Source organism: Methylomonas rosea (genome assembly GCF_024505055.1).
Classification (GTDB): domain Bacteria; phylum Pseudomonadota; class Gammaproteobacteria; order Methylococcales; family Methylomonadaceae; genus Methylomonas; species Methylomonas rosea.
In genome coordinates this window covers 1-20435 of the sequence record NZ_JANIBL010000009.1, presented here as the reverse complement: position 1 = coordinate 20435, position 20435 = coordinate 1, and the positions used below count along the sequence as shown (strand labels likewise).

Here is a 20435-nt window from a genome sequence, read left to right as displayed (position 1 = left end):
TCGAATGTTTCCTGTTAGTTCATGGACAGAGCAGTATCGGGTTGATCCAAAAGCGGAATGCCGTCCGCTTCCAGCAACTCCTCGATTTCGTCCTGTTGGTCTTTGATAAGTTTGTTCAACTTGGTCAGCAAAGCGGTATCGCCCTTACGCACGCCAATCGACGTACTGTAGTGAAACCCGACTTTCTCGCCATCGGCCCGCTTGTTGTTGTCCGGGATCACAGACATGGTCAACGGTGTGCTGGACGCCTTGACGTACCTCGCCGCCGCCGGCCCCCACAAGATCGCTATCTCGGCCTTACCGGTTGCCACTTCGTTAACCAGCTTGTCGTTCTCGTATTTGACGTATTGATTGCGTTTGGATTTAAAACCGGCCAGCTCTTGCTGATAATTGAACATATCGTTGTAACGGCCTATTGCCCGCAGCATGGTTTCGGCGGGCGTGCCCGGTATAAAAGCAATCCGTTTGGCTTTGCGTAGCGCTTCGCTATCCCAGTTCTGCAAGTCCAACTTGTCGTCGCTGCGGCTGATAAAAACATAGCCCGAGCGATAATAAGGCGCGGTGGTAGCCAAGCGCGGATCGCCCTGATCGACGCCCATCACCACATCGCACAAGCCCTTATCGACATAATCGCGAATGAAATAGCGCGGATCGGTCCAGGTCACGGTCTCCAGTTTGCGACCCAATTGTTCGGCGACGTATTGCGCCAATTTGTTTTCAAAGCCCTCGCCGTTTTTATTGGAGTAAGGCATCTCGTTTTCGGCCGTGCAGACTTTCAAAGTGGGTTGTTCGGCATGCACGGAAACCATACCCAAGCCGATTGCCAACGCGGTGATAATTCGTGTCGTTGTTTTCATGGTGATTATTAGAATAAAGTTGCCTCGTTCCCAGGCGCTGCGTGGGAACGCCGTAGTAGCCGCGCTGCGGCAGATCATCGTCACCGCAGCGCGGCTAACCTGGGTTCCCACGCGGCGCGTGGGAACCAGGAAGTTTCGCGCCAGTTCCGCTTACAGCGCGAACACCATCACGCCGCCGCCCATTTGGGTGTAATGCGCCAATTCCTTGAACGCACCCACCGCACCCAGACCGGCTGTCGGATCAGCCAGGTCAAATACCAGACCAACGCCAGGCCAGCCGCCAACACCGTAATAAATCGCCACGTACTGTTTGTTGTTGTGTTTATAGGTGATCGGGTGACCGATAACGCCGGAAGGCAGTTTGAACTTCCACAGCTCTTCGCCGGTTTTGGAATGCCGGGCTTTGATGTAGCCGTCCAGGGTGCCGTAGAACACCAGGTCGCCGGCAGTAGCGGTAGTACCGCCCCACACCGCGAATTTCTCCTGAACTTCCCATTCCATTTTGCCGGTCACCGAGTTCATGGCTTTAACCTGACCCAAAGTGCCTTTCGGCCCCGGATACATGTTTAAAGTCGCGCCCACGAAGAACTGACCTGCGCGGTAGGGCAACATAAACGGTTCCCAGTCCATGCAGATATGGTTGGTGCCCATGAAAAACAGTTTTTTGTTCGGGTCGTAAGACTCGATACCCTGGTTGTGGTAGCCCATCGCCGACGGACAGATGCCGGTGGCTTGATGATCCATGTGTGTCGAATATTCCGGATCGCGGATTGGCAGACCGGTTTTCAGATCGACCTTTTTCACCCAGTTGACGGTATCGTCGATTTTGAAGGCGTTAACCAGACTGCCGTTTTCGCGGTTCAAGGTGTATACCAAGCCGTTGCGGTCCGGATGGGTCAGCAGTTTGGTCATTTTGCCATCGACCATTTGCTCGGACAGACCCATGTAGTTGACGCCGGCGTAGTCCCATTCGTCGTGCGGGGTTTTTTGGTAACCGAATTTGGCTTCACCGGTGTTGACGTCGCGGCCCCAAATGGTCATGGTCCATTTGTTGTCGCCGGGACGCATGGTTTCGTTCCAAGGTGCCGGGTTACCGGAACCGTAGTACAACATTTCTAAATCGCTATCGTAAGCATACCAACCCCAGTTGGTGCCACCGCCGATTTTCCAGGCGTCGCCTTCCCAGGTTTTCAGACCCAGACCGAACTGGCCGTAATGCGGGTTGGCACTATTAAAGTCTTTAGACAATTTGATGTCTTCATCAGGACCGGTGGCATACACGCGCCAGGCCTGCTTGCCGTCTTTGATGTTGTAGGCTGTGGCGTAACCGCGCACCCCCAGCTCGGCACCGGAGGTACCGACGATAACTTTGTCCTTCACCACGAACGGGGCGATAGTCAAAGTGGAGCCCATGGCAATGTCGGAGTTTTCCATTTTCCACAGCACTTCCCCAGTCTTGGCGTTGATCGCCACCACATGGCCATCCAACTGGTTCAAGAAAATGGTAGCCGGATAATCTTTGCCGGCCGGTGCATAGGCCAAACCGCGGTTAACCACATCACAGCAAGCTACCGCCCGGGCTGCCGGATTTTGCTTGGGCTTGAACTGCCACAAGATTTTGTCCGGCTCGTCCAGGCTAATCGCGAACACGTTGTTAGGATAAGGGGTATGCACATACATGATGCCGTCTACCACCAACGGGCCACCCTCGTGACCGTTCAGAACGCCGGTCGAAAACGACCAGGCCACTTTCAGGTTTTTGACGTTATTCGCGTTGATGTCGATCATTTCGCTAAAGTGAGTTGAACCATAATCCTTGGTCTGCATCACCCAGTTGGTGTTTTGCTTGGACATCTGTTCCAATTCTTTATTCGCTTGCGCCGATTGCGACACGGCCAAGGCCGCGGCCGTTACTAATGCCGTGGTCGATACCTGCTTGGCAAACCGTGAAATTTGCATGAATCCTCCTATGTTGTTTATTAGGTTGCATGGCCCGGCAAATCGGTTGGTTAGGGGAGCCTTCCGTTAAAAGCGGATACGCCATCGGCATTTCCGGGCAAAATCAATCACACGCTGCGCTTAATTTTGGCGTCAATCCGTGACGCGAGATTTTGCTTTGTGGCAGAAATCTCCTTCACTTTTCACATCAGCAATCTCGATCAAGTCGCACACAATATTGACTTAGACCTACCGGGCCATGCTGGCGCAAATGGTAAAGAAGGCGGCCTATCGGGCGTTACGGAATAATCCACGAATAGCCTGGGAATTCAGCGAAAAAAGCGCTGGAAGTTTTCCCGGTACGCCGCAGCCGCACTCCTCGACAAAACGGGAAAAGCTCCCATGGTTTCCCGGCATAAAAATCGGCATCATGGCAGGGCAAGAAACGCCAGCCATGGATAGCACCGGCTCTGCCGAGGCGTTTCTTGCTCTTCCTCCCAACAAAGCAGGACACGTATTTAGTGGCGAATAAAATCAGCGTTTTATTGGTAGACGACCACGCGGTAGTCAGAGCCGGTTACAAGACTTATCTATCGTTGTCGGAACGGATAGGCGCCGTCTACGAAGCCGATAGGGGCGAGACCGCGTGCCAGGTATATGACAAGCAGACGCCGGATGTGGTGGTGATGGATTTATCGATGCCCGGCTTGGGCGGCTTGGAGTCGGTGCGGCGTTTATTAGTCCGCTATCCCCACTGCAAGATTTTGGTATTCAGCATTCATAACGAGCTGGTGTATGTGACCAGAGCTATTAAAGCCGGCGCTAAAGGCTATATCACCAAGAATAACGAGCCCGACACCTTGGTCACGGCAGTCTGCACGCTCGCCGAGGGCGGCACGTATATCGAGCCGGCTTTGGCGCAGCAATTAGCGGTCAACATGGCCATTGGTCAGGACGAGGCTTATAAGGTTAAATCCTTGTCGCCGCGTGAATTCGATATTTTTTGCTTGCTCGCCAATGGCTTGAGTACCCGTCAAGCGGCGGAGAAATTATGTTTGAGCTATAAAACAGTGTGTAACCACAGCACTGCGATCAAGGAAAAGCTGAACGTCAAAACCATGTCGGAATTGACTCTACTGGCCGGTCGCCAGGGTATCGTCAAAACCGGCAACGGCATGTATGAGCCGGACAGAACAGAGAGCATCCATCCTTAATTCTGTATGAAGGCGCTTGCGGCCGACAGTCCCGGTTGCATCGCTACCCCCTCCCAACCACCGCATATAGACGCGTGATTTAAGCCTTATTGGCCATAAAGCTGCGCCGATCTTAATCATTACTTCATTATATTTTCATCTTCAATTCATCTTGGTTGGTTAATCTGAAAACTGAATAACCTTATTAAAAAAAGTAATAAAGCACCACCGAGGAGCGACGCGGTATCGGATGTTGACCGTTTGCTTCCATTTATATGGGCAATTCATTAACAGTTACCCATCCGATCAAAACGTATTCATGGGAGATAGTATGAATGCACATCTATTTATATTTCGGTTTTTGCTGATTTTCCTGGGCTTATCCGGGTTTAGCAATGCACACGCCCTGGAACTCAAACCCAATTCCGTCGAAATCTTAGTGGGTGAAGTGGCCAAGGTCACGGTAACTCAATCATCCGGAAGCATAAGCGTCAAATCCAGTAACACTAGCGTGGCGACAGTCAGTTACGCTAGCGGCATCGCCAGCATCAAAGGCGTAAAAGCCGGTTCGGCGACTGTCACGGTAAAAGATAGGCGCAGCTCAAAACGCGTAGAAGTCAAAGTGCTCAGCGCCCCCGCGTCCTTATTAACGATTTCGCCCGCCCTGCTGGCGCTTAATGTCGGTGGCAGTGCGAATATTACTGTCACTAACGCCTCTGGGACCGTCAGTGTCCAATCGTCGGACAACTCAGTCGCCACCGTCGGCTATGCCAATAATCTCGCTACGGTAAAAGGCATTAAGGCCGGCTCGGCGACAGTGACCATCCGCGATAGTAAGACGTCCAAAACGGTAGCGGTGACGGTATTAAATACCACGGCCATCGGCGAATACACCTTACTGGCCTGGAATGACTTAGGCATGCACTGCATGGATGGTCTGGATTTTTCCGTGTTCGCCATCTTGCCGCCCTACAACACCTTGCATGCGCAATTAAAAGATAAAAACGGCAAGTTGGTGACTAGCAATGTATTGCTGACTTATGAAGCTGTCGCCGACAGTAGCGGCTCTATCAATACCAGCAGCGCCAACAAAACCAATTTCTGGTCTTGGGTGGGTGAACTGGTGGGCCTGAATCCGGCCCCGGATGTCGGCGTTAACTTGGACGGACTGGCCAGCGGTAAGCCGATGCCCGGCAACAAGACGCCGTCATTAACGCCTGCGCCAATGACCTATAACACCGCCTTTGGCTGGTTCGAAGCCGAAGGGATTCCGATCACACCTTTTGATGATCAGGGCCAAAAAAACTTTTATCCGACGGTTAAGGTAGTCGCCAAGGATGCGCTCAGCGGTAAAGTGCTAGCCAGCGCCACCACCGTGTTGCCTGTTAGCGACGAAATGACGTGCAAAGGCTGCCACGCATCCACCGACGCCAATAACAATGCCGCGCAAACTGCTGCTAAACCTCTGGCCGGCTGGGTGTTCGATACTGACCCTGACAAGGATTGGAAACGCAATATTTTGCGTCTGCATGATGAAAAACAGGCTGCCAATAAAGTCTTTAACGACGCGCTTACCACTCTGAATACTAAAGGGTACAAATCCGGCGGTTTACTGACCACGGCTGACGCTGGCCAACCGGTTTTGTGCGTAGCTTGCCATGCCAGCAACGCCTATTTCGATAAGGAGAACAAAACCACGGTGATGGGCGGCATGGCCGGCATTGCGCCATTTACCCAGTCATTGCATTTAAAACATGCCGAGGTGAAAGATCCGGCCACGCAGTTGACGCTCGATAGCCTGGACAACCGTAGCGCCTGTTACCAATGTCATCCGGGGTCGGTGACGCAATGTCTGCGCGGTGCGATGGCTACAGCCACGGATGCAAGCGGCGACCCGTCAATCAGCTGCCAAAGCTGTCACGGCAATATGAAAGCGGTCGGTAGCCCGACCCGGCAAGGCTGGTTCAACGAGCCGACCTGCGAGTCTTGCCATAACAGTGCCGCGCCCGGCAAACGCGCGATCTCCGGCATCGACGCCAATGGCAAAGCCATTGTTCCCAGTGATCACACTTTTGCTACTAACGCCAATACGCCGGTTCCAGGTCTGAACTTGTATCGCTTCAGTAAAGGCCACGGCGGCTTGCAATGCGAGGCTTGCCACGGTTCGACGCACGCGGAATATCCCTCCTCGCACGCCGACGAAAACCTGCAAAGCATTGCCGTGCAAGGACACGCCGGTACGGTAGCCGAATGTAAGGCTTGCCATACCACGGTTCCGAATACGGTAAACGGCGGCCCGCACGGCATGCATACCACTGGCGACGCCTGGGTCAAGCAACACGAAGACGCCAATAAAAACGGTACCGCCAGCACGCCAAGCTGTAGTTATTGCCACGGCACTACCAGCGCCGGCACACCGCTGAGTGCGGTAAAGGTTGCGAAAACCATTGATGCCGATGAGTTTGGTATCAAAAATTGGCCGGCCGGGTATCAGGTGAGTTGTTTTAGCTGTCACAACGGACCCAATCCGTAAAACCTCAGACAGCAGATCGCCCCGAAAGGGGCGATTTTTTTACGCTCATCAATTTAGATTTATTTCTCCAGCTTCGCTTTCAAGCCGTTCAAGCCATTCTTGAAAAAACTTGTCATCGCTTTAACCGCCGCTTCGTCGTTCAAATTGTCCGGCGGCGTGTTGCCGGTATCGCCTCGGTAGAAGCGGCTTTTGATGGTCACCACACTGCTATCGGCAGTCTCGCCTGCTGCGACTTTAACATCGACAGTGTGCGAACTGGTGGGAAACGCTTTGGTATTTTCGGCTTTCAGCCTATAGCTATATTCGTGTTCCGGCTCGCTGTAATAATCCAGCTCTTCGGTGATGGTTTCATCGTTCTGAAAAGTCAAAGTGCGCAGACCGCCGGACTGATTCTTGCCGTCGCCTGTGCTTTTTTTCAAGTCGCTATGCCAGTTGGCAATGTCGTCGAAATTTTTCAACTCGGTCCAAACCTTGGCGAGCGGCACTTGAATAGTCACAGATTCCTTGGCTTTTTGCGGCGTTGGACCGTGGGCATGAACTTGCCAGGAAAGCAGTAAAAAGCCGAGTGAAAAAATGATATGTCGCATGGGCAATCCCGAAGGCTGGTGAAAAACCAGGTATTATCCAGGCCCAGCGCCAGCCCTCCTTGGGAATAAACCCCGAATTGATCCGGGGAAACTTCATTTAGCTACCCGTTAAACCGGTATATTGCGTCAGCCAACACCGCGATGACCTGGCTATTCTCCTCGGGATTAGCTTGGCTGACATCCCTGCAAAAACAAACCAACGGACTGCCGTACCCAACTTTCGATCTCGGCTTCGTCGGGAGTCGGCTCCAAACCCAGTTGTAGCCTTTGTAAGCGTTCGCCACGCACCGCGCTAATGAATTGGTCGGCAAGGAAATACGGATCCATGTCGATTATTCGGCCGGCCTGTTGCTGGCGCATAAAAAACTGCGCTAACAAACCCAGCGTCCGGCGCGGTCCTTGCTCGTAAAACTGTGTCGCCAGATCAGGGAAACGCGGCGATTCGCCGATCAATATCGCCCGCATCCGCAACACATCGGGCCGGGTAATACGAAACAAAAATTGCCGGGCAAAAATTGTCAAAGCCTCTTCCAATTCGCAATCGTCGGACAGGCTGCCGATAAACTGGTCGCTGCACCGCCTGATCAAAGCGCCGAACAAGCCGGCCTTGCCACCGAATTGGCTATAGATCGTGCGCAGTGAAACTCGCGCATCGCGGGCGATGGTTTCCATACTCAGGTTTCCGTAACCGTTTTCCAGGAAAAGCTGCAAGGCCGCATCGAGTAATCGATCCCGACTTTGCTGTTCATCGCCCTTACAGGGACGCCCACATTTGATCATGCTGCCGTACTCGCGAAATAAATTGACTCGAACAAAGATGATAACCTAGACTAAACGGTAATGGATATTACCATTTTTATTCACATGACATTTGGGACTCTACGGAAATGGCAAAAAATAGGTGCATGACGATTGCGATTAACAGGAGAAGCTCCCGTTCGGAGCAAACTCTTCAGGACTTTCCTAGACAGGGTTATTCAAGCCGCCTGCTCCGCCTCAGCGTTGTCGTTACCGCCATGCAACTGGCACTAGTCGGTTGCGGTTCCTCCAGTAATCCAGAAGGTGCGCAACCCGCACCACCGCCGCCCAATGTAAAAATCGCTCAACCCCTAAGCCAGGAAACCACCGAATGGGACGAATACACCGGCCGGGTCGAAGCGGTCAACTCCGTGGACATCCGCGCTCGCGTCGGCGGCTATTTGGACACCGTCAATTTCACCGCCGGCGCCAAAGTTAAAAAAGGCGATCTGCTGTTTCAGATCGACCCCAAACCGCTGAAAGCTCAGCTTAACTATGCCGTAGCCGAGTTGGAGCGCGCCAAAACCAAACGCGAACTGGCGAAAAACGACCTGAGCCGCGCCGAAAACCTGTTCAAAGCCAAAGCCATTTCCGCAGAAGAATACGACATGCGCAATAAAGGCCTGCGCGAAGCGGCTGCCGCTGTCGAATCTGCGGAAGCCAGTGTCTACACCGCCAAACTCAATTTGGAATACACCGAAATCCGCGCGCCGATCAGCGGCCGCGTCGGCCGAGAAATGATCACCGCCGGCAACTTGGTGAAAGCGGACGACACCCTGCTGACCAACATCGTTTCCACCGACCCGGTGTATGTGTACGTCGATGCCGACGAACAATCAGTATTGAAATACCGCCGCCACGCCCAGCAGCACGGCAAAGCGTCGGCTGATTTGAAAGGCACTCCCGTAGAGCTGGCGGTCGCCGACGAAACCGATTTTCCACATCAAGGTAAACTGGATTACATCGCCCCGCGCGAGGATGCTGCCACCGGCACGCTAAGCTTGCGCGGCGTATTTGCCAATCCAGACGAGTTGCTCAGCCCCGGCTTCTTCGCGCGTTTGCGGGTGCAAGCCTCGGCCTCTTACCCGGCGCTGCTATTGCCCGACCGCGCCATCGCCACCGATCAGGCCCAACGCTTTGTCTGGGTGATCAATCAGGACAATCAAGCAGAATACCGGCAAGTCACGCCGGGCGCGCGGATAGGTGAGTTGCGGGTAATCCGCAGTGGCTTGCAGGCCGGCGATTGGGTGGTATTGGAAGGTTTGCAAAAGCTTAAACCCGGCGCCAAAGTCAATCCGGAACGCACCTCGCTCGGCGCGCAGGGAGCGCAATAAACCATGGATAAATTCAGCCATTTTTTTATCGATCGGCCGATATTCGCGGCGGTCTTGTCGATTGTCATCGTGCTGGTCGGCGGTCTGGCCTTGATCGGACTGCCCATTGCCCAGTACCCGGAAATTGCGCCTCCCACCGTGGTTGTCAATACCAACTATCCCGGTGCTAACGCCAGCGTCGTTGCCGAAACCGTAGCAACGCCGATTGAGCAGGAAGTAAACGGTGTGGAAGACATGCTGTATATGTCTTCGCAGTCCACCAATAGCGGCGCGATGTCCTTGACCGTGACCTTCAAGCCCGGCACTAATCTGGATAAAGCCCAAGTCTTGGTACAAAACCGGGTAGCACTGGCCGAACCGAAATTGCCGGAAGAAGTGCGTCGCCAAGGCCTGAGCGTGAAAAAACGCAGCCCGGATTTAAGCCTGGTGGTTAACCTGGTGTCGCCGGACAAACGCTACGACAGCGTTTACATGAGTAACTATGCCTTGCTGCAAATCCGCGACACCTTGGCGCGTTTACCGGGCGTCGGCGATATTCTGCTATTCGGTGCCCGCGATTACAGCATGCGCTTATGGTTGAACCCGGAAGCCATCGCCGCCCGCAATCTGACCGCCGCCGAGGTAGTGAACGCGGTGCGCGAACAAAACGTGCAAGTCGCCGCCGGCGTGGTTGGCCAGCAACCTTCGCCTAATAATGCCGAATATCAATACACCGTCAGTACGCTGGGTCGCTTGACCGAGCCCGAGCAATTCGGCGAAATCGTCATTAAGCAAGGCGAGAACGCTCAAGTTACCCGCCTGAAAGACGTGGCGCGAATCGAACTTGGCGCTAAAGATTACAACTCCGGCTTATATCTGGACGGCGATCAGACGGTCGGTCTGGCGATCTTCCAACTACCCGGTTCCAATGCCATCGACACCAAAAAAGCCGTGGTCGAGGCGATGGAGAAACTGAAGACCCGCTTCCCGGAAGGCCTGGATTACGTATTGGTTTACGATACCGTGGTGTTCGTACAACAATCCATCGATGCGGTCGTTGAAACCCTGTTCGAAGCCTTATTGCTGGTGGTATTGGTCGTGATCGTGTTCCTGCAAAACTGGCGGGCAGCGGTGATTCCTTTGCTGGCGGTGCCGGTGTCCTTGATCGGCACCTTTGCGGTGATGTCGGCCTTAGGCATCTCGTTAAACACGCTCTCGTTATTCGGTTTGGTATTGGCTATCGGTATCGTAGTGGACGACGCCATCGTCGTGGTGGAAAACGTCGAGCGGCATATCGCCGAAGGCATGCATGCCCGCGAAGCCACACGACTGGCCATGTCCGAAGTGGTGGGCCCGGTGGTCGCGACCGCATTGGTGTTGGTAGCGGTATTCGTACCCACGGCTTTTATCACTGGCGTGTCCGGCGCGTTTTACAAACAATTTGCCTTGACCATTGCCGTATCCACGGTCATTTCGGCGTTTAACTCCTTGACCCTCAGTCCAGCTTTATGCGCCTTGCTGCTGGATCGCGCTCACGATAATAAAGACGCCTTTACCAAAGTATTCGACAAGCTGTTTGGTTGGTTTTTCGGCGCGTTTAACCGCTTTTTCGAGCGTTTCAGCATCGGCTACTCGCGCTTGGTCGGCCGCATGATCCGGATGACCGCCTTGGTGCTGGTACTGTATGTCGGCCTGAACGGCTTGAATCTCCTGGCCTTCGAGAAAGTACCGACCGGTTTCATTCCGCAACAGGATCAAGGCTACCTGGTCCTGTACGCGCAATTGCCCGATGCCGCCTCGCTGGCCCGCACCCAGGATGTGGTGCAGCAAGCCAGCAAGATCATTCTGGATACCAAAGGCGTGCAGCACGTGAACGCCTACGCCGGCTGGTCGGTGTTAAGCGGTGCCAACCAATCCAATGTCGCCACTATGTTCGCCCGCTTAGGCGCATTTGACGAGCGCGCTGGTCACCCTGAACTACATGCCGACCAAATCGTTAAAGACCTCACCCAACGCCTGAGCATCATCCCCAATGCCCGCATCGCGGTATTTGCACCGCCACCAATTCGCGGCATGAGTTCGGTGGGCGGCTTTAAATTGCAGATTGAAGATAGAAACAACGCCGGGATCGACGAATTGCAGCGGGTCGCCAATGAGATGCTGGGTAAAGGCAATCAAGAACCCGGCTTGGTCGGTTTGTTCAGCACCTTTAGATCCGGCGTGCCGCAACTGTTTGTGGACGTGGATAGAACCCGGGTTAAAGCTATGGACGTGCCGTTGAAAGACGTGTTCGATACCTTGCAGATTTATCTAGGCTCTTTGTACGTCAACGACTTCAACGCCTTTGGCCGTACCTACCAAGTGGTGGCACAATCCGACGCCCAATTCAGGATGTTGCCGGGCGATATTAGCGAGCTGAAAACCAAAAACCGCCAAGGCGGGATGGTGCCGCTGGGCGCAGTCAGTGACGTTAAAGAAATCGCCGGCCCCGACAAAGTCACCCGCTACAACATGTATCCGGCGGCGGAAATCAACGGCAGCACCCTACCCGGCATCAGCTCCGGGCAAGCCATCGATACCATGAGCAAGCTGCTGTCCGCCGAATTGCCACCGGGCTTTGATTTCGAATGGACCGAATTGAGTTTGCAGCAAGTCTTGGCGGGTAACGTGGCGATGCTGGTGTTTCCGCTCAGCGTGATCTTCGTGTTCCTGGCCCTGGCCGCGCAATACGAGAGCTGGTCGCTGCCGTTCGCGGTGATCCTGATCGTGCCGATGTGTATTTTGTCGTCGATGACCGGGGTGTGGCTAAGCAATATGGACAACAACATCTTCACCCAAATCGGCTTCATCGTCTTGGTGGGATTAGCCAGTAAGAACGCGATTTTGATCGTCGAATTTGCCAAGCAACGTCAGGAAAGTGGCTTAAATCGCTTCGAAGCGGCGGTGGAAGCCTCGCGGATTCGCTTGCGGCCGATTCTGATGACCTCGTTTGCCTTCATCATGGGCGTATTCCCCTTGGTGATTGCCCAAGGCGCCGGCGCCGAATCCCGGCGTCTGCTAGGTACGGCGGTGTTCAGCGGCATGATCGGCGTCACGCTGTTCGGCTTGTTATTAACGCCGGTGTTTTATGTGGTGGTACAAGCCATCGCCCAGCGCCTGCGACCCACAGCCACCGATTTAACTACTCATCAATCTGCAATGGACACACCCAAATGAGTCAGCGCGAATTTAAACAACTGTACACCTCCCTCGGTGCGCTTGGTTTGATCGGTTTCCTATTAAGCGGTTGCGCGGTGGGCCCGGATTATGAACTGCCGGCCACTGCCGATTTGCCAGCGAGTTTTGCCAACGCCCAACCTGCAGAATTCTCCGAGCGCGGCATCGAGGAGCAATGGTGGAAGTTATTTAACGATCCAGAATTATCCGCTTTGATCGACAAAACCATAAACCACAACTACGAGCTGAAAGCCGCCCGCGCCAATCTGGCCGAAGCCCGCGCCTTGTATTTGGAAACCGGCCTAAACCTGTTACCCACCGTCACCTCGCATGCCAATTACACCGAACAAAAACGCAGCGTCGGCGCATTTAATAACCGCACCGGAGTGTTTCCGCGTGAATTGAAGCTCTATAACACCGGCTTCGATGCCTCCTGGGAAATCGATTTCTTCGGGAGGGTGCGCCGCAATGTTGAAGCGAGCAACGACGAAGTCGAAGCGCAGGAAGCCAGTCTGCGCGACATCGGCATCAGCCTGATTGCCGAGGCGGCCCGGAACTATTTTGAATTGCGCGGCCTGCAAAACCAGCTGACGGTGGCCCGCAAGAATGCCGACAACCAGGCCCAAACCCTGGAACTGACCCAAGTCAAACTGGAAAACGGGCGCGGCACAGAACTGGACACCTCCAGAGCCCTGGCCCAGTTGGAAAACACCAAAGCAGGGATTCCGCGTCTGGAAAGCGCCATCGCGCAAGCCATCCATCGCCTCAGCGTATTGACCGGGCAAATGCCGAACGCCTTGACCACAACCTTGGTGCAGTCAGCACCCTTACCGAAAGCGCCGGATGCCATCCAGATCGGCAACCCGGAACAACTGTTGCGCCGCCGGCCGGATATTCGCATCGCCGAACGTAGCTTAGCCGCTGCGACCGCCAGAATCGGCGTGGCGACCGCCGATCTTTTTCCTCGCGTCACCTTTGTTGGCAGTCTGTCATTGGAAGCCAGCACCCTGTCCGGCCTAGTCGCACCGGGATCGGAAACATACTCGGTTGGCCCGAAAATCAGCTGGGCGGCGTTTGATTTAGGCCGGGTTTACGCCCGCATCAAAGCCGCTGACGCCCGCGCCGAAGCCAGTCTGGCGCAGTATGAACAAACCGTCCTCAACGCCCTGGAAGAAACCGAAAACGCGCTGATCAACTACCGCCAAGAGCGCGTCCGCCGCGGCTCTTTGCAGGCGGCGGCTCAGGCCAGCGAGAAAGCCTCGGAACTGGCTCATCTGCGCTATCAAGAAGGCATCGCGGATTTTCTGACCGTGCTGGATAGCGAATTGCGCCTGTTGCAGGATCAAAGCCAACTGGCGCAAAGCGAAACTGCCACGGCTACCGCCTTGACCGCTGTCTATAAGGCTTTGGGAGGTGGTTGGGTGGAATCATCCGAGACAGCGGATAAGCTTGAGATCAGTCTTGGCCAATAGCGGCTCGTGACATTCAGACGATGATGGCCGGTATTTTGCCGATTTACATGAACGGGTATATTTAGGACTGTAGGATCGGTAGAGCAACGCGAAACCCATCGACTTCAATCGCAAACAAGTCAGGAGATGGGCTTGCAGTGGTAGGCTGGATTGAATGACAATGCAACCCAGCTAGGAAGCGCTTAAATTTTCTAATCCAACGAGCCGTTTCAATGTAAAGAAACCTGGATATTTCACTGCAAGTGCTCGGTTTCGCGTTGCTCTAGCCAGCCCTCACTGCCATTTTGTATTTAAAATTATTTTCTACGGCTGAAAATCTTGGAAACGGAGCGTTAGCGAAGTGAAGATTTTTAGTCCCCGATAGCCTTAGCGCCGGGCGGGTTTTCGCAATTGGGATTTATTTGGAAGAGAAAGGCATGCGATTTTATTTTCTGCCTCCCTACAGTCCTGAGTTGAACCGAATCGAATTGCTGTAGCATAAGATGAAATATGAATGGCTGCCTTTCAAAACCTATACGCCGGATGAACTGAAACAGGCCATCGGTGAAATTGGCCGTAGATTTGGCTCACATTACACGATAACTTTTTGCTAAGCGCTTAACACTACTTTAGAAACACGTTTAGCAGCCTTGTGTTACCGAGTCTTACAACCGGACCCATATGATAGCGCCCGTCAAAACTCCGGACACCCTTCGCTAAACAAAATTCGACCGACCCAAATAAACGCCCTATAACAAAACCATACGCCAATCTGCACAAACCAGCCTATTCTTTTCATGTGTTTTTGGTTCCTGAAAACATGATTTGTTGTCTATGATGCGGCTCCAAACCAGCGACCTAACACAGGATATGCAGTCTTTTTAATTTGACTTCGGTGACGCCACCTTGACCCAACCTAACTATTTCCACGCCGGCGAAAACTGTTTCGTCATTGAGCAATACAACGACTGTGCGCCTTTCGCCAGTTTTCTGCCGGGGATTGCCGGCACGCGCGGACGTCCGGCCTGGGTGTTTTATGTGAATCGCGGGCAGGCTATCGCCAGTTTTGGGGTGCGGAATAAGGACGGCGCGTTTTTGGAGTTTTTCCCGGCTGATAAGGCTTATCAACTGACGCCGTCGCGGGGTTTTCGCACCTTTCTAAAAGTTGCCTCTGGTCAGCAAACTCACAATTATGAACCGTTTCAACGCGGTGCCGGGCCAGAGGTTACTCAGCGCCTTTTTGTCACGCCGCACGAAGTGGGTGTGGAGGAAATTAATCCCAAGCTCGGCTTGCGCTTGCGCGCCGATGTCTTCACCTTAGCTGAAGCGCCAGTGGCCGGTTTGCTGCGTCGGGTGGAGATCGTAAACACCGCCGATACAGCCAGACAGATCGAGATCGTCGACGGTTTGCCGCAAGTGCTGCCTTATGCGATGAATCAATGGATACTCAAATTCATGAGCCGCACTTCGGAAGCGTTTATGCGGGTGGAGGGCGTGACGGACAATCTACCGTTTTACCGCTTGAAAGTCTGGCCCACTGACAGCCCGCAAGTTGAGCCGGTGATTGCTGGCAATTTCTTCGTCGGCGTGTTGGATGGTGAATACAATCAGGCCATCGTCGATCCGGAACGGATTTTTGGGTTGGCCGGCGATTTTTCTGCACCGGAACAATTTTTTTCAGAACAGCCGCTGGACTTTGCTGATCAGGTAACAGGCAATCAGACGCCGGCGGCATTTCAATATCTAAAGCTAACACTGCAACCTGGCGAAAGCCGGGTGTTTTATGGCGTTTACGGTCATGCCGGCTCACGCGAGATTCTGGAACAATTCCTCATCGAAGCCGCTCAACCGGACTATTTTGAAGCAAAACGTGAAGCCAATCGGCGTTTGGTGGCAAACATCAGCCAACGCGCCTTCACCGCCACCGCCAAACCGCTGTTTGATGCCCATGCCCGGCAGTGTTATCTGGACAATGGCTTGCGCGGCGGATTTTCCATGCCAGTCCCCGGCGGCGCGTATTTATATTTGTTTGGCCGCAAGCACGGCGATCTGGAGCGGGATTACAACGATTTTTTACTGCAAGACACACCGTATTCCGAAGGCAACGGCGACTTTCGCGATGTGCTGCAAAACCGGCGCATGGACCTGTTCTTCGACCCGGCCCTGGATGCAAAAAACATTCGCTATTTCTTCAATTTGATTCAGCCGGACGGCTATAACCCTTGCTCCTTGCGCAACTCGCGGTTTGCCTTGGCTGCGCCCGACAATTTTGCGCATTTTTATCGGCATTTTCCAGCGCTGGAATCCTTGCTACGCAGAGAATTTAAGTATGCGGAACTGGTGGAAGCACTCGGAACGACGAGCGATGCCGAAGCCATGCTGACCGCAATTTTGACCCAAGCCCAGGAAGTAGAGGATGCCGAATTCGACCGTGGCTATTGGTCGGATCATTGGACCTATCTGGTGGATTTATTGCTTAGTTACGCGGCGATTTTTCCGGATCGGCTGGCGGGTTTATTTCAGGACAAAACCTACAGCTTTTTTGACCCCACCCACATTGTGGCACCACGCGCGCAAAAGTATGTGCTTACCGCAAACGGCGTGCGCCAATACAACGCGGTGCAATATCGCCCTGAGAAAAAAGCCCTTATCGACGCACGCCAGCAGCGCCGCTATCAAGTGCGTTCGCAAGCCGGCCACGGCGAGATTGTTTACACCAGTTTGTTGGGTAAGATTCTGACGCTGGTGGCCAACAAACTGGCTACGCTCGATCCTGCCGGTGTGGGCATCGAAATGGAAGCGGACCGACCCGGCTGGTGCGATGCCTTGAACGGCTTGCCCGGCATTTTAGGCTCGTCGGTGAACGAAACCATAGAGCTGAAGCGTTTGGTGGATTTCACTCGCTCAGTGCTCAGCCAAGTCGATGCCCCCTGCGTGTTACCGGTTGAGTTAGCGCAGTTTGTGACTTCGTTACACGTTCTGTTAAGCCGCGCCGATTTGACGCCACAGTTGTTCTGGCAGGAAAGCGGCGCGCTGAAAGAAGCGTATCGGGAACAGGTATTCATGGGCTTTGCCGGTACCGAACAGGAACTCCCGCTTGGCGACATCCAAAGCTTCCTCGGCTTGGTGACAAATTATCTGCATACCGCAATAGACAAAGCCCGCACACCTAAAGGCATAGTCACCTATTTTGCTTATGAAGCTGAGCAGTATCAGGCACTGGAGACCGGTGGCTTGGAAGTGACCCATTTTCGGCAAAAACAGCTGCCTTTATTCCTGGAAGGCTTTGTCCATGCCTTGCGCATCGCCGATCCAGTGCGGGCGCAAGCACTTTATCAAGCCGTGCGAAACTCGGAATTGTTCGACGGCAAACTGGGTATGTATCGGGTCAACGAACCCTTGGGCGACAATGCGTTGGACTTAGGCCGCATCGGGGTTTTTAACTACGGTTGGCTGGAGAACGGTTCGATCTTTTTACACATGCACTATAAGTTTGTATTGGAGATGGTCCGGGCTGGTTTGATCGATGAATTTTATGCCCACATCGAAACCTTACTCGTGCCTTTTCACGAGCCCAGCGAATACAAACGCAACCCTATCGAAAACTCCAGCTTTCTGGTCAGCAGCGGTTTTACCATCGACGCGCGCCAGCATGGACGCGGCTGCGTGGCCCGATTATCGGGCGCTACCGTGGAATTTTTGCACCTGTGGACGCATCTCTTCCTGGGGCCGACACCGTTTGTTTTGGAAGCGGGCATCTTGGCATTTAAACCGTTACCGGTATTGGCTGCAGCGTTTTTTACCACCGACGAGCAATCCGTCACGCCGTTTGCCCAGGAGGAGAATTTGCCCGTCGGTAGCGCGACCTGCACACTGTTCGGCTCGACCTTGCTGGTTTACCTCAATCCCCAGCGCCGGGACACGTTCGGTCCGGAGGCGGTCAAACCGATTCAATACCAGTTATACGGCCTGGACGGCACTAAGCAGTCGGTAAGTACCGCAAGTATTTCGGGAGCGACCGCAGAAGCCTTACGATCAAATCAATATCGCCGGATCGATGTGTTGCTTGGATGACGGTTCGTTAGGCTTCCCAAACATAAGTCGCCACAGCCCTTGCCGGCAAAGTGGCTACCGCGTTTTTATTTTGATATTGAATGGCAAAGGCTTGCGGTTCGGCTGTGTCGTTTAGCACGATCAGCACGATAGAACCCGCGGGCGTGAGAAAGGCCACGTTGGATAAAACGTTTGGATCGCTGGAGTGAATTCTCACAGAACCGGGCCGGACGAATTTCGTGGCGTGAGCAATCACGTAGTAGGCAACATTGCGCGTAACCTGATCGCCGGCTATCGTCAACGCGCCTACGCAGCGGGCCTCGCCACCCGGCGTGTGCGGCCCGCAAAACGGGTCCGAAGCCAAATTCCATTCCAGCACCGCCCTGCTCCAGTTTCGCAATGAGCCGATCAACACATGGCGCACGTGCCACATTAAATCCCCGCCAAATTCGCCGTCCGAGCCTACCCATTGTTCGGTGAAATACAGTTTCATGTCCGGGTACGCCTGATGCATTTTGGATAACACCGAAATATCGCCGCCGTACAGATGCCAGGCCGAGCCGCTGAGATACTGACGCGCGTCGGCGTCCGCGAACACCGCCAATGGGTATTCCGGCACATCGCAATTGTGATCCCAACAAAATAACTCGACGTCGGTCAAGCCCGCGTCGCGCAAGGCCGGCCCGAGATGATTTTTAATAAACGCGGCCTGCTCCGGCGCTTCCATCACCATGCTGGGTTCGTTTTTTTGATTGAGCGGCTCGTTTTGCGGGGTGATAGCATGGATCACGATGCCGCGATCGCGGATGGCTTGCAGGTATTTGACCAAGTAAGCGGCGTAGACTGCATAACATTCGGGCTTGAGTTTGCCGCCGATAAACGCTTGGTTGGTTTTCATCCAACGCGGTGCCGACCAGGCGGTAGCGATAATTTTGAGCGTGGGGTTGAGCGCCAGAATGTCTTTCAGCAGCGGAATAAGCTCGATATCGCCGGCGTTCAAATCAAACTGCGCAAGCTCCAAGTCCGTCTGACCATCCGGCACATCGTCATAACTAAAGCAACGCTCGCTCAAATCAGACGCACCAATGCTGAGGCGTAAACAGCTCACACCTATGCCGTCGCCCTCCGGCAAAAATAATTCTCGCAATAAAGCCAGCCTTTCGGCGTCGGGAAGCGCAGCAATCAGCATGGCGCTGCCGCCGGTCAAGGAGAAGCCGAAGCCTTCGATGGGTTGATAACTTTCTTCGGTACTGATCGCTATTACAGGCATATCGCCGGTATTGTCGGTAAAACCAAAAGAGCTGGCTTGTCGGTCAAACAACGCCTGCTGATCTGCGCTCGTCAGCCAAACCTGAACAGACGCTCTCGCCTCGCCTTGCGTAGATGGTGTTTGATAGGCATTGGTTTGCTCTGACATGACAGCCCTCATGGTTAACGCGGAAGCAAATCCGCCAAATTTAATACTAACGATATCGCACTTATATTATCGATGCTGCGCTCAAGCTAGCCAGTTTAATCTTCACCCCGGATTCTTGTCATTGGTAAAATTGAACAAGGCAAAACATTGTGCATAGAGTCTCAGGGTTTTTGTCGGCCATTGTCATAAAACCGTCAAAATCACTTATACTGCGAGTTCTGTTTTCACGCATGGAGATTAGATATGAAAAAGTTGGTATCAATTCGCGCGCTAACGGCTCGGCTTAACCGTAAGCTGGCTAAAGAGTCAAAAAAACTATTAAAGTACAAGCCCAGATTGCAGAGCAACGACCCGATTGTCGAGTACGCGATTGTCGATTTGAAGACAAACTCCATCCTCAACTTTCATATGGCCAGTGAATTACAGGAATTTGCCAGAGGGCTAGGCTGTTTAGCCAGCCTGGAAGAAATTTCTTTCGAATAGCAGCTATTTGTAGCGTTGCAATTCCATAAAGCCGGGTACGCCCGGCTTTTTTGTGCCTACAACCGGCGCCTAAATGACACCTTATCCAGACTTAGAGTGTGGGCTTTTAAGTTTTGACATTTATCTGGTTATTTAAGGCACGTTCCGAAATTTCGTTGTACAGATTGGCTAATTCAGCGATCAATTTTTGGTATTCGGGGTGATGCTTTAGGAGCGGCATCATGGTGCTGGCTTCCGAAAGCATGTGTTCAAAATGCATGATTTCAATCTCGTTCAGCGTATCCCCGTCTTCCACTCTTTTTTTAACGGCCAACGCGCGCGGGATGGACTGCTCTTCCAATTGCTCTACAAAGGCAGTAATAATGCCGATTTCATCGTCTGACGAATACATTTGTATTTCCTGTTTGTCGCGACGAGAAGCCATCGCTGCCAAATTATGCCATAGTCACCAAGAAGTCTCTGGCCTTCAGGTTTCTTGGAAAAAGCGTTGCCTTTAGTCTTTAGAAGTTCCCTTGACTAAGTTTTCGGTATCTTACGTAAAAATTCGGATGTAAATTTTGACTTTAAACGTGGTAAAGCCGAATATTGAAACTACT

The 20435-nt window shown here is 53.3% G+C and carries 14 protein-coding genes; 8 read left to right on the top strand and 6 right to left on the bottom strand.

Translation table 11 applies throughout. The features are described from left to right. Positions 1-14: 14 nt before the first annotated feature. Positions 15-857, bottom strand: a complete 843-nt coding sequence (moxJ, locus tag NP589_RS04305; RefSeq protein WP_256605872.1) for a methanol oxidation system protein MoxJ — start codon at positions 855-857, stop codon at positions 15-17. Between the two features lie 150 nt (positions 858-1007). Next, on the bottom strand, positions 1008-2816 hold the full coding sequence (locus NP589_RS04300) for a methanol/ethanol family PQQ-dependent dehydrogenase (protein ID WP_256605871.1): 1809 nt from the start codon (positions 2814-2816) through the stop codon (positions 1008-1010). Between the two features lie 238 nt (positions 2817-3054). Here NP589_RS04300 and NP589_RS04295 point away from each other — a divergent pair, with 238 nt between their 5' ends. From NP589_RS04295 to NP589_RS04285, 3 genes are all read left to right on the top strand, one after another. Next, positions 3055-3327, top strand: coding sequence for a hypothetical protein (locus NP589_RS04295; protein ID WP_256605870.1), 273 nt, complete (start codon positions 3055-3057; stop codon positions 3325-3327). Continuing rightward, complete coding sequence (locus NP589_RS04290; RefSeq protein WP_256605869.1) at positions 3317-4009, top strand: response regulator; 693 nt, start codon at positions 3317-3319, stop codon at positions 4007-4009. The genes NP589_RS04295 and NP589_RS04290 overlap by 11 nt, the downstream gene beginning before the upstream one ends. Positions 4010-4319: 310 nt before the next feature. Next, positions 4320-6521, top strand: a complete 2202-nt coding sequence (locus tag NP589_RS04285) for an Ig-like domain-containing protein (RefSeq protein WP_256605868.1) — start codon at positions 4320-4322, stop codon at positions 6519-6521. Between the two features lie 59 nt (positions 6522-6580). On the opposite strand, the gene NP589_RS04280 is transcribed toward NP589_RS04285, so the two are convergent. Next, positions 6581-7108 carry an SRPBCC family protein gene (locus NP589_RS04280; protein ID WP_256605867.1) on the bottom strand — a complete coding sequence of 176 codons (528 nt, stop codon included), beginning with the start codon at positions 7106-7108 and terminating at the stop codon, positions 6581-6583. A gap of 165 nt (positions 7109-7273) precedes the next feature. Beyond that, positions 7274-7888: a TetR/AcrR family transcriptional regulator gene (locus NP589_RS04275; protein ID WP_256605866.1), complete on the bottom strand. Its 615-nt coding sequence runs from the start codon at positions 7886-7888 to the stop codon at positions 7274-7276. 236 nt (positions 7889-8124) lie between these two features. Between NP589_RS04275 and NP589_RS04270 the strand changes: the two genes are divergently transcribed. The 4 genes from NP589_RS04270 to NP589_RS04255 all read left to right on the top strand — a co-directional run bounded on the left by NP589_RS04270 (position 8125) and on the right by NP589_RS04255 (position 17960). After that, complete coding sequence (locus tag NP589_RS04270; RefSeq protein WP_256605865.1) at positions 8125-9240, top strand: efflux RND transporter periplasmic adaptor subunit; 1116 nt, start codon at positions 8125-8127, stop codon at positions 9238-9240. Between the two features lie 3 nt (positions 9241-9243). Further along, positions 9244-12435, top strand: a complete 3192-nt coding sequence (locus tag NP589_RS04265; RefSeq protein ID WP_256605864.1) for an efflux RND transporter permease subunit — start codon at positions 9244-9246, stop codon at positions 12433-12435. Then, positions 12432-13907: an efflux transporter outer membrane subunit gene (locus tag NP589_RS04260; RefSeq protein WP_256605863.1), complete on the top strand. Its 1476-nt coding sequence runs from the start codon at positions 12432-12434 to the stop codon at positions 13905-13907. The genes NP589_RS04265 and NP589_RS04260 overlap by 4 nt, the downstream gene beginning before the upstream one ends. A 930-nt stretch (positions 13908-14837) precedes the next feature. Continuing rightward, on the top strand, positions 14838-17960 hold the full coding sequence (locus NP589_RS04255; protein ID WP_371929641.1) for a hypothetical protein: 3123 nt from the start codon (positions 14838-14840) through the stop codon (positions 17958-17960). Positions 17961-17967: 7 nt separating this feature from the next. On the opposite strand, the gene NP589_RS04250 is transcribed toward NP589_RS04255, so the two are convergent. Continuing rightward, complete coding sequence (locus tag NP589_RS04250; protein WP_256605861.1) at positions 17968-19356, bottom strand: glycoside hydrolase family 30 protein; 1389 nt, start codon at positions 19354-19356, stop codon at positions 17968-17970. A gap of 243 nt (positions 19357-19599) precedes the next feature. Here NP589_RS04250 and NP589_RS04245 point away from each other — a divergent pair, with 243 nt between their 5' ends. Continuing rightward, positions 19600-19839 carry a hypothetical protein gene (locus tag NP589_RS04245; protein ID WP_064008860.1) on the top strand — a complete coding sequence of 80 codons (240 nt, stop codon included), beginning with the start codon at positions 19600-19602 and terminating at the stop codon, positions 19837-19839. A 106-nt stretch (positions 19840-19945) separates the two neighbouring features. On the opposite strand, the gene NP589_RS04240 is transcribed toward NP589_RS04245, so the two are convergent. Then, complete coding sequence (locus tag NP589_RS04240; RefSeq protein ID WP_256605860.1) at positions 19946-20263, bottom strand: hypothetical protein; 318 nt, start codon at positions 20261-20263, stop codon at positions 19946-19948. Positions 20264-20435 lie beyond the last annotated feature (172 nt).